The organism is Nocardia sp. NPDC050630, assembly GCF_044457245.1.
GTDB lineage: Bacteria > Actinomycetota > Actinomycetes > Mycobacteriales > Mycobacteriaceae > Nocardia.
On record NZ_JBITGN010000007.1, the window covers coordinates 94707 to 105661 of the forward strand.

The window sequence follows — 10955 nt, forward strand, 5'->3', positions numbered from 1 at the left end:
GTCTCGAGCTCTGGCCTTGCTCCGCGGGTCACGCTTATGGAATGAGCAGAGCAGAGCCGGAAGCGCGCATTCCCGTCATCGACGATGAGCCGATGATGGTCGAGCTCCTTGCGGTCGGTCTGCGATTCCAGGGGTTCGAGGTGGTCCCGGCGATCAGCGGGACGGACGGGCTGAACAAAGCACGCTGGTTCCGGCCGGATGCGCTGATCGTAAACGTGATGATGCCGGGCATGGACGATTTCGGGCTGTCGCGGCGGCTACGCGCGGACGGGGTCGATGCGCCGGTGCCGTTCCTGTCCGCTCGCGACGATGTCGACGACAAATTCACCGGGCGCAGCGTCGGCTATGTGCTGCGCGCACCGCAGCCGAGTCGGATATGAGACTGCGCGAATCACTCACCCGGCGGGTCTCGGCCATCCCGCTGCGCGTTGGACTTGTTGTCGCCCTGGTTTTCCTGGCGGCAATGGTGCTGGTCTCCACCGGTTTCGCGGTGACCTCCGCGTTGAGCCGGTCGCTGACCGCGCGCACCGACGAGCAGCTCTACGATGCCGCCCGCTCCTGGGCCCAGCCACGCGAGATGAAGCAGGTCCGCACGAATGACGGTGCGACGGTGTGGGTGCCGGCCGATCTGCCGCAGGCGCCGACACCTCGACTGTTCACCGATCAACCTCGCCGCTTCTACGAGTTGCACCAAGGCCCCGACGGACAGATCTATCCGGGCACCTCGGTCACCGTCGCGAGCGTCGGTACCACACCGGATATCGACGGGCGATCGGCATCGGTCCCCACAACCGTCGGCTCGACCGACGGATCCGAGGTGCGGTGGCGTGCCCTGACCACCAGCAACCAATACGGCTCGACGACCATCGCGCTGCCGCTCACCGATAACCAGGAGACGGTATCGCGATTGATCTACTTCGAACTCGGCACCGGAGCGGCCGCGCTGATCGCGCTCGGGGTGGTCGGGTATTTCGTCGTGCGACGCAGTCTGCGGCCGCTGCGCACTGTCGAGCAGACCGCGGCGGCGATCGCGGGCGGCGACCTGCACCGACGCGTTCCGGTGCGTGGTGTCGATACCGAGGTCGATCGGTTGGCGCGATCGCTGAACGCGATGCTCGCCCAGATCCAGCACGGCGTCGCAGCCACCGAGGCCTCCGAAGAAGACGCCCGACGCTCCGAACGACGCATGCGCCAGTTCATTGCCGACGCCAGCCACGAATTGCGCACCCCGCTCACCACGATTCGCGGTTTCGCCGAGCTCTACCGGCAAGGCGCGAGCACGGATGCGTCCATGGTGGTCGGCCGCATCGAGGCCGAGGCCGAGCGCATGGGCCTACTGGTCGAGGACCTGCTCATGCTCGCGCGCGTGGATGCCAAACGCCCACTCGACCGCAGTCAAGTCGATCTGCTGACGCTCGCGGGCGATGCGGTACACAATGCGCAGGCCATGGCGGCGCGGCAGCAACCGCAACGCCCGATCACGCTGGAGGTCTGTTCGGGCGTCGGCACCATGGATGTGACCGGCGACGAGGCGCGTTTGCGTCAGGTGCTGGCCAATCTGCTCGGCAATGCGCTGGCCCACACTCCGGCCACCGCCGCGATCACCGTGCGGCTCACCCCATCCGCCGATGACGTGCGCATCGACGTCATCGACACCGGCCCCGGCCTGACGCCGGAGGCCGCCGCCCGAGTCTTCGAACGGTTCTATCGCACCGATGACTCGCGCACCCGGGCCAGTGGCGGAACGGGTTTGGGGCTATCGATCGTGCAGGCCCTTGTTGCGGCCCACGGTGGTCGGGTGAGTGTGGACAGCCAACCGGGCAACGGCGCGACCTTCACGGTGATACTGCCGCGTGCGATGCCCGCCCGGTAGCTCACAGAGTTGGCACAAGTTGCGCTGCGGGTGGTGCGGGCCTCGGCCTTTCATGCGGCAGCGGCGCCATCGCGCCGAAGTTGTTGCGCACCTCGGCGCACACCTGGATGAACCGCTCCACCTGCATATCGGTGAGCCCAGCATGCAACGAGAAGCGGATGCGCGCGTGTTCGGGCGCGGTGGCGGGCCAGCACAAGATCGAACCGAAAACGCCGCGGGACTCGAGGAAGTCGCGGATCGCGCTGGTGCGCTCATCCGAACCGGTCTGCAGCGCGACGATATGGCTGGCCGAGCCCTCCAGATCGAATTCCAACGCCATCAGCGCCCGCCGCACGACCGCGGAGATCTCGCGCAGCCGGACCCGCCGCCATTCGTCGGTGCGAACCACGTCGAGCGTCGCGGCCAGACCGGCGACATCGTGTGGCAACAGTGTCGCGGAGAACACCGCGGGATCGGATTCCATCTTGAAGTAGTCGACGAAATCGATATTGTTCACGGCGACAAATCCGGCGCGTCCCGCGAAAGCCGTTGCGAGGCTGGCGATCCGGAAAGGCACCCGGTCGGTGAGGCCGAGCGCGACCACCATGCCTGCACCGTAGGGTCCGTCGGTGCCGAGCGAATGCGATTCGTCGACCACCAGCACGCTGCCGGTTTCGTCGACGACATCGCAGATCTGGGTCAGCGGAGAGCGACTACCGTTGCTGCTGTAGATCGAATCCACCGCGACGACGCCGGGTCCGTGTTTGCGGATCTCGTCGCGCAGATGGCCCGGAAAGTTGTGGCGAAAGGAATATACCGGCGCGCCAGCGGTTTTCGCACCGTGCCACAGCGACATCTGCGCAAGGTGATCGATGTAGACCGGCGTATGCGGATCGGCGATCGACTGCATCAGTCCGACATTCGCATCCCAGCCCGACTGACACAGAATTCCGCCCTTCGCCCGCATATGCTCGGCAAGCGTCGTTTCCAGCGCGATCTGCGGATGGTCGGCACCGTGTAGGAAAGCGCCCGATGGCGGCGCTCCCCCGCTCGCGTACTGCAACGCCGCGCACATCGCACCGACGACGTGCGGCTCGTGGGCAAGCGCGAGATAGTCGTTGCTGGACAGCACGACGTCACCCGGCCTCGGTTTACGACCGTGCAGAATATGCCGTCCGCCCCATGCGATCGCGACCCGTTCCCTATGGAATCGGTTGACGCGAAAGAATATGCGGTCGGCAACCGACATTGTCATCTGAACTCCTTTCACTGCTATCAGCTACTACAGAGCGCACACCGAGCAGATTGAATCACTCCGCATCGCCAGATGCGCCGAAATCGCGAACTCGACGCGGCATCTGTCGCCCTAACAGCGCCCTAACAGCGACAACGGGCACGATGGTCGAATGCGGGTACTGGTGGTCGAGGACGAACGATTGCTGGCCGAGGCGATAGCCGATGGGCTGCGGCGGCGTGCGATGGCGGTCGATGTTGTGCACGATGGCGCGGATGCGCTGGAGCGAGTCGCGGTGAACGACTACGACGTGGTCGTGTTGGATCGCGATCTACCGAAGGTATCCGGGGATACCGTCTGCACCTCGCTCACCGAGGCGGGCAGCGATGCCAGGATCCTGATGCTGACGGCTGCCGCGGCGGTGGCCGAGCGGGTCGCGGGCCTCGGACTGGGTGCCGACGACTATCTGACCAAACCGTTCGCATTCTCCGAATTGGTGGCCCGCATTCAGGCGCTCGGGCGGCGCGCGCGTCCTGCGACACCACTGGTGTTGGAGCGAGCCGGGATTCGGCTCGACCCGCACCGTCTGACCGTCACCCGCGACGACGAGCCGGTTTCCTTGTCGCGCAAGGAGTTCGCGGTACTTGCCGAATTATTGCGCGCCGATGGCGGGGTGGTGTCGGCCGAGCAGTTATTGGAGAAGGCATGGGACGAGAACATCGATCCGTTCACGGGGGTGGTGCGATACACGATCATGATGGTGCGCCGCAAGCTGGGCGATCCGCCGGTGATCGAGACCGAAGCGGGCGTCGGGTATCGAATCCGATGAGGGGCCGCACCATTCGGCTCCGGCTCACCCTGCTGTACGCGGGCGCGTTCTTCATCGCCGGGGCGATTCTGGTCGCGCTGATGTATTTCTATCTCGACCGATCACTGGATCGACGACACGGCATGGGTGCCCAGATTCTCGTGCGCGAGTATCTGGCCAAGCGGAACCGGCCGATCGTCACCGAGGAGTTGTACGCGGCGCTGACCGCGCAGGCCGCCAAGGAGCGCCGCGACACCTTGGAGGCGATGCTCGTTTGGTCGCTGGTGTGCCTGGGTGCGATCGGGATCGTCGCGGGCGGATTGGGGTGGCTGCTGGCCGGGCGGGCGTTGCATCCGCTGCAGCAGATCACCGCGACCGCGCGCCGCGTGGCCGATCGCAGCCTGCACGAGCGGATCGCGCTGACCGGACCCGAAGACGAGATCAAAGATCTGGCAGACACTTTCGACGCCATGCTGGAGCGGTTGGATCGCGCCTTCGACGGTCAGCGGCGCTTCGTCGCCAATGCCTCACACGAACTGCGCACACCGTTGACCATCAATCGCACGTTGATCGAGGTGGCGCTGGACGATCCCGACGCTCCCGAGTCGACGCGTCGGCTCGGGGTAACGCTTTTGGAGGTCAACAGTCGGCACGAGCGGCTGATCGACGGATTGCTGGTGCTCGCGAGCAGTGAGCAGCGGCTCATCGAGCGCAGTCGGGTCGATCTGGCGGAGGTGGTCCGTCGGGTGGTCGCTGTCGCGGGCGATGCCGCCGACCGGGCCGGTATCGAGATCCGCACCGATATCGAATCGGCTCCGGTCTCGGGTGATCCGGTATTGCTGGAACGTCTGGCACAGAACCTGGTGGACAACGCGATTCGCTACAACGTCGACAAGAACGGTTGGGTTTCGATCACATCCGTGAGCACGGGAGGCAATGCCCAACTCGTGGTGGAGAATACTGGCCCGGTAGTGCCTGCCTTCGAAGTCGACGGCCTCTTCGAACCTTTCCGCAGACTGGCCACCGGGGAAAGGGAGGCTGAATCAGCGCATGCACCGAACAGCCGGGGCGCGGGGCTGGGGCTGTCGATCGTGCGATCGGTCGCGCACGCACACGGTGGCGAAGTCCGTGCGACCGCGCGACCCGAGGGCGGACTCGCTGTCACGGTCACCATCGAGAACCGAACGGGCGACGCCGGATAGCGCCGCCCGCGTTCGACTCAGTAGTTGTGGCAGGTGTTCGCGATCTGGCGCAGTTTGTCGATCTTCTGCTGGCCCTCGGGGGAATTGCGCTTCTCTTCGATCTTGGTCCGCGCATTCGGGTGGTTATCGAGCCACTGCTGGGCGCGCTGCTTGCGCTGCTCGACCGGCAGCCCGAGGAATTCCTGCAGCTTCGCCTTGCGATCGGGATGGCTGTCCAGACGTTCGGCGAGCTTGGGCGCCTCGGCGTGAATGGCCGCATCCACCTGCGCGAAGCTGCATGTCGTCTCGATCAGTCCGCCGCCGATGCCCGGTTGCGCCGAAGCGGTTCCAGGAACCAGTAGCGCCCCCGCCGCCAGCAGACCGCCGAGCGCAACGGCGGTTCGCACGAATCCGGTACGGGTGTATGTCATGACGAATGACCCTTTCCATTGGCGATCGGATCACGGCAGGCAGTGCCGCGACCCGATGCACAGTTCACCAGGGTCGGTGTTTGCACAGCGCTAGGAATGGCGCACCCGGGCGAGCCACGCAGCCTCGTCGACAATGCTGCCCGGCGTGAGACCGAGTTCCTGCGCCTCGACGACCGCCTCGCTGACGCGTCCCCGGTAGCGTGCGACCGCCAGGTCCTGCAACTCCCAGCCCGCACCGAACGCGTCGGTGATCGCGGAGCGGCTGATGCGCGGGCCGAAGCCTGGTTCGGCGTCCGAGAGCGCGAGGATGTGAAGATACCCACCGGGCTTCAGGACCCGGTGCAGGCTGCGCAGATACTCGGACGGATCGCCGTTGTCGTGCGCGAAAACGTGGAAGAGCGCACTGTCGAGGATGGTGTCATAGCGGGGCTCATCCCCGAGATTCAGCGCATCGGCCACCTCGAACCGCGCGGCAACCCCGCGCTCGCCTGCATTTGCCCTGGCATAGGCGATCGCACTCGGTGCCAGATCCACTCCCAGCACGTCATAACCGAGCTCGGTCAGCCGAATGGTGTGCTCACCGGCACCACACCCGACGTCGAGCACCGCACCCCGGATCCACCTCTGCTCGATGAGTTCGAGCACCGCGGGCTGCGGCTCCCCGATCACCCACGGCGCGGATCCGTTGTCATAGGCAGCATTCCAGAATTCAGCCGGTCGATTCATACCCCCAGCCTTCAACCTCAACCAGGGTTCATGTCAACCCTCGCCGGGCTACATTGCGTTGATGACCGATTCCCCGCACCTGCGCCTCGCCCGGCCCGAGGACGCCGAATCCATCGCGGCCATCTGGTACGAAGGCTGGCGCGATGCCCACCTCGGCAATGTTCCCGACGAACTCATCGCCGTCCGGCCCCAGGATTCGTTCGGCGTACGCGCCGCTGAGCGAATCGACGACACCGTCGTCGCGATCATCGCCGACCAGGTAGCCGGTTTCGTCATGACCCTCGACGACGAAGTCGACCAGGTCTATCTATCCCGCCACCACCGCGGCACCGGAATCGCCGCCTCCTTGCTCGATGCCGCCGAGCAGCGCATACGTGCTGACGGTCATTCCCGCGCCTGGCTGGCAGTAGTTCCGGGCAACACCCGAGCCCGCGCTTTCTACACGCGCAACGGGTGGGTCGATGAGGGACTGTTCAGCCACCAGGCCCCTGGGCCCGATGGGCCGGTATCGGTTCCTGCTCACCGCTACGTCAAGGAGATCGCCTTTTCGCCGAAAAGCTAGGCAAGTCTGTGGTCCCGCCAGATTCGCATTATCGAGTACCCGGCCATCGGCATCCGCGCCTCCATCATTGGCGAGTCCGCGTCGTTCAGCGAGCAGGGCTGGGGTCTCACTGGTGTCCAGCTGCCCTGTCATGTGTGCTGAGCTAGACCAGTTTGTCGCGAACGTTGCACGGCGGTCGAACGCTCGCTCAGGCTTCTGTGTCGCCAACGCTGGTCGACTCGTCCCCGATCGTGTCGCTCTTGTCGACATCCAGGAGCCAGCCGTCCTCACCGACTCGACACAGCCAGCCATCGGCTGCGCGCTCGTAGATCGGCAAACTGTCGACTGGCGCAAGGTCGAGCTTGAAATGCGTTTCTTCGTGAAAAGCAGCCAGCAACGCGCGCACAGACGCAGCGATCTCATCCCGAGAACTCTCGGACATCTGCCTACGCCTCCAATGGATTCGGCAGGTCCTTGCAGTTCATGAGCGCCGCCCAGTAGTCGTCTCGAAGCGCGTCCCACAGATCACCGTGCTTGGGCAGCAAATCCCGCGCGGCGGCCAAATCGGTATACGGATCGAACACGACCGTTCCGGGTTGCACCCCCGTCAGCGGCGCGCGCGACGGCAAGCAATACGCGGCGAACGACTCGGAAATGAACTCGACACGCAAGACCCGAGCCGAACATTCGACCAACCGCCACACCGCAACCTTGCAACCATCCTGAGTCTGCGTGGTACGCAACCGATATCGTCGCATCATGCGCCCTCACGGTGTGCGGCTGGCGTGGACTTGGTACCTCGGTGTTCCTTGTGCCCACACTGCCCAGCCCACTCGCGGATGGCATCCGCAAAACGCTCGACGACATCGGCCGTAGCGTCGCTGTACGCAGCAGGCGGCCCGACAAACGGATATCGCTGTGGCAGTTTCGAATTCACCATGATCCCTCCCCCGTAGCTGTGGCCCAGGCATCCGGCACCCCGGATGCCACTAAAGCGTCGCCCACCAGCCAGTTCAATCCCAGCCACGAAACCGCACACAAGTAATACGCTTCTGACACCGAGCGTTGTGGACGCGAACAGGGGTGGCCATGATCGTCAGCAGGTGGACAGGTGCGGAGGTGAAGGCACTTCGGATAGCGGCGCTGCGGATGACGCAGGACGAGTTCGCCGCGCAGGTCGGCTACGAGCCGCCGACGATCAGGAAGTGGGAGAAGGCGACGGCATCCCGACCGGTGCGGGGAAAGTCTGCGCACGACCTGGACTCTGCCCTTGCCCGGCTAAGTGATCAACAGGCGCAACGGTTTCGGGCAGCGGTAGCCGACGATAGCCTGGCGGCGGGTAAACCACGCATTGCACGGGAAGGCGACGAAGTGAAGCGCCGAGAGTTCGGAGTCGTGCTCGGGACGGCGATTGCGCTCCCTGCCGTAGAGTCCGCCCCGATCCCGAGTCGCATCGGGATTGCCGAAGCTCACCGCCTCGCGGCGAACGTCGAAGACATTGCCCAGCGCGAGCAGATCGTGGGTGGCACAGCACTGGTACAGACAGCAGTAGACGAACTCGAGCGGGCGAAGGCTGTCCTGGAAACATGCGCCTTCGACGAGCAAGCAGGCAAGGCATTTATGCGCGCCGCAGGCGAGCTTGCAACAATCGCCGGCTGGTTGGCCTACGACTCGGAGATGCACCCCCTCGCGCGTCGCTGTTATGCCGACGCGTTCGCATTGGCCAACCAGGCCGGCGACGAAGAGCTGACCATCCACGTATGTTTGAACGCCGCGCACCAGGCGACGACTCTGTCACGCTCCGGCCACGGAAACCCCCACCGCGCGCTCGGGCTCATCGGCCGTGCGCGGGACCTGAGCCGTAGTCGCTCGCCAGGTCGCGTCCACGCACTGATGGCGATCCGCGAAGCCCAGGCATACGGCGTCCTCGGCGACCGCACCGGATTCGGCAGAGCTGTTGCCACTGCGTGGCGTGAACTCGATTTCGCGTTCGAGCACGAATCGCCAGAGGAGTGCCCGCGGTGGCTCCGGTTCGTCACGACTACCGAGATCAGATGCCATGAGGCCCGCGGTATCGGAGACCTCGGCAACTTGGCAAAGGCGGCAACCCTGTCCGCAGGACTCGCGCTCGAGCAGGCAGGTGCCCGCAACGCCGCAAACTATCGAGCAGGCTGGGCCGCAGCTTTGGCGAACGCGGGGGATATCGAAGGCGCAACCGATCAAGGGCTTTCGGTCCTCACCAACCTCGAGCGAGAGGTCTCATCAACGCGCACACTCAAACTCCTTGCGCCAGTTCGTGATGCGGTGGAGGGGCATTCCGACGAGTTCCGGCAACGATTCGATGATCTGGCGAAGGGCCACACGGCATGAATCCGGACCAGAAGGCGACAGTCCTGGAGTTCCATCATCTTTCGGCCGAACAGGCACGGGAACGACGCACGCAGGTCGAGGACATTTTCCGCGGTTCCTACGTTCATGCGATCGAGGCGGGCGAAAAATTCGAGGCGCCGGAGGCATTCATGCACCGCTTCGACGCATACACCGCCCCCAACCGCGGCGCTGGTTTCGAGCTGGTAATCGCGGAGCTCGACGGGCTCGCGTGTGGCCAGGCGTGGGGCTGGCCGCTGCACGAGAACACCGCGTGGTGGCGTGGTCTCCAATTGGATGAGGGCAACGCTATCGAGTTCACCGCCGAGAATGGTTCCCGCACATTTGCGCTCAGCGAAATCATGGTGCGGTCCGAACTAACTGGCCTAGGCATCGCCCACGCGCTACACGACGAGCTCCTCGGCAACCGACCGGAACAACGCGCGACGCTGCTCGTCCGCCCCGACAACACCCGCGCCTACAGCACCTACCGCAAGTGGGGCTGGCACCGGGTAGGCATCCTCACACCGAGCTGGCCCGACGCCCCGACCTTCCACGTACTGATCCGCGACCTGGCCGCCTGAACACACCGCGCAGGCCAGCAAGAAGGAGTGACAGTGCCACCGACCCAGGTCGCCGTGTGCGGGCCTCGCGATTGCACCGACGCCGATGCGGCGAACGCGCGCAATATCGGCAGGCTCCTCGCCGAAGCGGGTGCGACCGTGTTGTGCGGCGGCGGGCACGGTGTCATGGCCGCTGTCGCCGAAGGAGCATCCGCTGCGGGCGGACTCGTCATCGGCGTTCGGCCCGACACCGACCCGGACGGGATCTGCGACGGCCTATCGGCGGTCCTCTACACCAACATGGGGGAAGCCCGAAACGCCATCCTGGTCTGGTCCGCCGACGCGGTGATCATCGTCGGCGGTTCGTGGGGCACCCTTTCCGAACTCGCCCTCGCCAATCGTCGTGGCGGCGTTCCGGTGATTACACTCGGCGGCTGGCAGATTCGCGACGCCGAAGACAACCCAGTCGAGGCAGCAATCGTTGCATCAAGTCCGGAGGCTGCAGTCCGAATAGCACTCGCCGAGGCGTGACAGGCACCGCGCACAGGTCTCCTCCAACCGATCAAGCAATCCCGCGTCGGGATCACCGAACCGAGTTGGCCAGACGCACCCACGTTCGACGCCCTGATCCGCGAGCTGACCGGGAATGCCCAACGTGAACCACTTCTGGGAAGAGGTGACGGGCGCTGCCGAGGCTTCCCGCTACGCTTCATCGGTGACTTTCACTACGAATGAGCAGCAGTTCCTCGCGGAGGCCGGAATCGGTCGGTTGGCCACGGTATCGCCCGACGGCGTCGTGCAGAACAACCCGACCAGCTATCGGGTGAATACCGACGGCACCATCGACATCGGCGGTATGCGCATGCGCAACAGCCGTAAGTACCGCAACGTCGAGGCGGGCAGTCGGGTCTCGTTCGTCGTCGACCAGCAGGTCTCGTTGGACCCGTATGTTATTCGCGGCATCGAGGTGCGCGGCACGGCCGAGGCGCTCGACGACCAGGAGCCACCGTTCCCTCCCCAGGAGCGCTCGATCATTCGGATCCATCCCGAACGAATCATCTCCTGGGGCATCGACAGCGGCTCCTTCGATTTCACCAGTCGCACGCCCAACTAAAAGGTCACGAGCGTGCCCCCTTGGGGGCATGCGGCGCCGGCTCGAGGGCTCGTTTCGCCCTAGCACGACAGTTGTATTTCGTTGTGTCACAGTCGTTGTCGATGATATCTGATTTGTCGGACGCGGGTTTGGTGGCGT

Annotated in this window: 13 protein-coding genes and 1 pseudogene; 9 read left to right on the forward strand and 5 right to left on the reverse strand. The window is 64.9% G+C overall.

The annotated features are described in order from the left end of the window. Window positions 1-41: 41 nt before the first annotated feature. Window positions 42-344, forward strand: a pseudogene (locus tag ACIBG0_RS19595) (response regulator); the annotation flags it as partial. 32 nt (window positions 345-376) lie between these two features. Further along, window positions 377-1873 (forward strand): sensor histidine kinase, encoded by a 1497-nt coding sequence (locus ACIBG0_RS19600; protein WP_397034260.1) that lies wholly within the window; start codon window positions 377-379, stop codon window positions 1871-1873. 1 nt (window position 1874) lies between these two features. Here ACIBG0_RS19600 and cqsA read toward each other — a convergent pair whose 3' ends face one another. Further along, window positions 1875-3107 carry an alpha-hydroxyketone-type quorum-sensing autoinducer synthase gene (cqsA, locus tag ACIBG0_RS19605; protein ID WP_397034262.1) on the reverse strand — a complete coding sequence of 411 codons (1233 nt, stop codon included), beginning with the start codon at window positions 3105-3107 and terminating at the stop codon, window positions 1875-1877. Window positions 3108-3258: 151 nt separating this feature from the next. Between cqsA and ACIBG0_RS19610 the strand changes: the two genes are divergently transcribed. Both ACIBG0_RS19610 and ACIBG0_RS19615 read left to right on the forward strand, forming a co-directional pair. Beyond that, the gene (locus ACIBG0_RS19610) at window positions 3259-3915 is read left to right on the forward strand and encodes a response regulator transcription factor (RefSeq protein ID WP_397034264.1); all 657 of its coding nucleotides are present in this window, start codon (window positions 3259-3261) and stop codon (window positions 3913-3915) included. After that, entirely contained in the window at window positions 3912-5096 is a 1185-nt protein-coding gene (locus tag ACIBG0_RS19615) for a sensor histidine kinase (RefSeq protein ID WP_397034266.1), read from the forward strand. The genes ACIBG0_RS19610 and ACIBG0_RS19615 overlap by 4 nt, the downstream gene beginning before the upstream one ends. A 17-nt stretch (window positions 5097-5113) precedes the next feature. Here ACIBG0_RS19615 and ACIBG0_RS19620 read toward each other — a convergent pair whose 3' ends face one another. Next, window positions 5114-5506: a hemophore-related protein gene (locus tag ACIBG0_RS19620; RefSeq protein ID WP_396955296.1), complete on the reverse strand. Its 393-nt coding sequence runs from the start codon at window positions 5504-5506 to the stop codon at window positions 5114-5116. A gap of 90 nt (window positions 5507-5596) precedes the next feature. After that, window positions 5597-6232 carry a class I SAM-dependent methyltransferase gene (locus ACIBG0_RS19625; protein WP_397034268.1) on the reverse strand — a complete coding sequence of 212 codons (636 nt, stop codon included), beginning with the start codon at window positions 6230-6232 and terminating at the stop codon, window positions 5597-5599. A gap of 61 nt (window positions 6233-6293) precedes the next feature. Here ACIBG0_RS19625 and ACIBG0_RS19630 point away from each other — a divergent pair, with 61 nt between their 5' ends. Continuing rightward, on the forward strand, window positions 6294-6794 hold the full coding sequence (locus tag ACIBG0_RS19630) for a GNAT family N-acetyltransferase (protein ID WP_397034270.1): 501 nt from the start codon (window positions 6294-6296) through the stop codon (window positions 6792-6794). A 187-nt stretch (window positions 6795-6981) separates the two neighbouring features. Here ACIBG0_RS19630 and ACIBG0_RS19635 read toward each other — a convergent pair whose 3' ends face one another. Together ACIBG0_RS19635 and ACIBG0_RS19640 are read right to left on the reverse strand one after the other, a co-directional pair. After that, window positions 6982-7215, reverse strand: a complete 234-nt coding sequence (locus ACIBG0_RS19635) for a hypothetical protein (RefSeq protein ID WP_397034272.1) — start codon at window positions 7213-7215, stop codon at window positions 6982-6984. A 4-nt stretch (window positions 7216-7219) separates the two neighbouring features. Continuing rightward, entirely contained in the window at window positions 7220-7444 is a 225-nt protein-coding gene (locus ACIBG0_RS19640) for a hypothetical protein (protein ID WP_397034274.1), read from the reverse strand. Between the two features lie 418 nt (window positions 7445-7862). On the opposite strand from ACIBG0_RS19640, the gene ACIBG0_RS19645 reads away from it, so the two are divergent. From ACIBG0_RS19645 to ACIBG0_RS19660, 4 genes are all read left to right on the forward strand, one after another. Next, on the forward strand, window positions 7863-9143 hold the full coding sequence (locus ACIBG0_RS19645; RefSeq protein ID WP_397034276.1) for a helix-turn-helix domain-containing protein: 1281 nt from the start codon (window positions 7863-7865) through the stop codon (window positions 9141-9143). Further along, window positions 9140-9724 (forward strand): GNAT family N-acetyltransferase, encoded by a 585-nt coding sequence (locus tag ACIBG0_RS19650; protein ID WP_397034278.1) that lies wholly within the window; start codon window positions 9140-9142, stop codon window positions 9722-9724. Before ACIBG0_RS19645 ends, ACIBG0_RS19650 begins: the two co-directional genes overlap by 4 nt. Window positions 9725-9757: 33 nt before the next feature. After that, the gene (locus tag ACIBG0_RS19655) at window positions 9758-10234 is read left to right on the forward strand and encodes an LOG family protein (protein ID WP_397034280.1); all 477 of its coding nucleotides are present in this window, start codon (window positions 9758-9760) and stop codon (window positions 10232-10234) included. Window positions 10235-10418: 184 nt separating this feature from the next. Beyond that, the gene (locus ACIBG0_RS19660) at window positions 10419-10817 is read left to right on the forward strand and encodes a PPOX class F420-dependent oxidoreductase (RefSeq protein ID WP_397034282.1); all 399 of its coding nucleotides are present in this window, start codon (window positions 10419-10421) and stop codon (window positions 10815-10817) included. Window positions 10818-10955 lie beyond the last annotated feature (138 nt).

What these genes read in the sequence shown, in the direction of transcription:
- ACIBG0_RS19600 (WP_397034260.1), top strand. Translation starts at nt 377, where the DNA reads ATGAGACTGCGCGAATCACTCACCCGGCGGGTCTCGGCCATCCCGCTG.
- cqsA (WP_397034262.1), bottom strand. Translation starts at nt 3,107, where the DNA reads ATGACAATGTCGGTTGCCGACCGCATATTCTTTCGCGTCAACCGATTC.
- ACIBG0_RS19610 (WP_397034264.1), top strand. Translation starts at nt 3,259, where the DNA reads ATGCGGGTACTGGTGGTCGAGGACGAACGATTGCTGGCCGAGGCGATA.
- ACIBG0_RS19615 (WP_397034266.1), top strand. Translation starts at nt 3,912, where the DNA reads ATGAGGGGCCGCACCATTCGGCTCCGGCTCACCCTGCTGTACGCGGGC.
- ACIBG0_RS19620 (WP_396955296.1), bottom strand. Translation starts at nt 5,506, where the DNA reads ATGACATACACCCGTACCGGATTCGTGCGAACCGCCGTTGCGCTCGGC.
- ACIBG0_RS19625 (WP_397034268.1), bottom strand. Translation starts at nt 6,232, where the DNA reads ATGAATCGACCGGCTGAATTCTGGAATGCTGCCTATGACAACGGATCC.
- ACIBG0_RS19630 (WP_397034270.1), top strand. Translation starts at nt 6,294, where the DNA reads ATGACCGATTCCCCGCACCTGCGCCTCGCCCGGCCCGAGGACGCCGAA.
- ACIBG0_RS19635 (WP_397034272.1), bottom strand. Translation starts at nt 7,215, where the DNA reads ATGTCCGAGAGTTCTCGGGATGAGATCGCTGCGTCTGTGCGCGCGTTG.
- ACIBG0_RS19645 (WP_397034276.1), top strand. Translation starts at nt 7,863, where the DNA reads ATGATCGTCAGCAGGTGGACAGGTGCGGAGGTGAAGGCACTTCGGATA.
- ACIBG0_RS19650 (WP_397034278.1), top strand. Translation starts at nt 9,140, where the DNA reads ATGAATCCGGACCAGAAGGCGACAGTCCTGGAGTTCCATCATCTTTCG.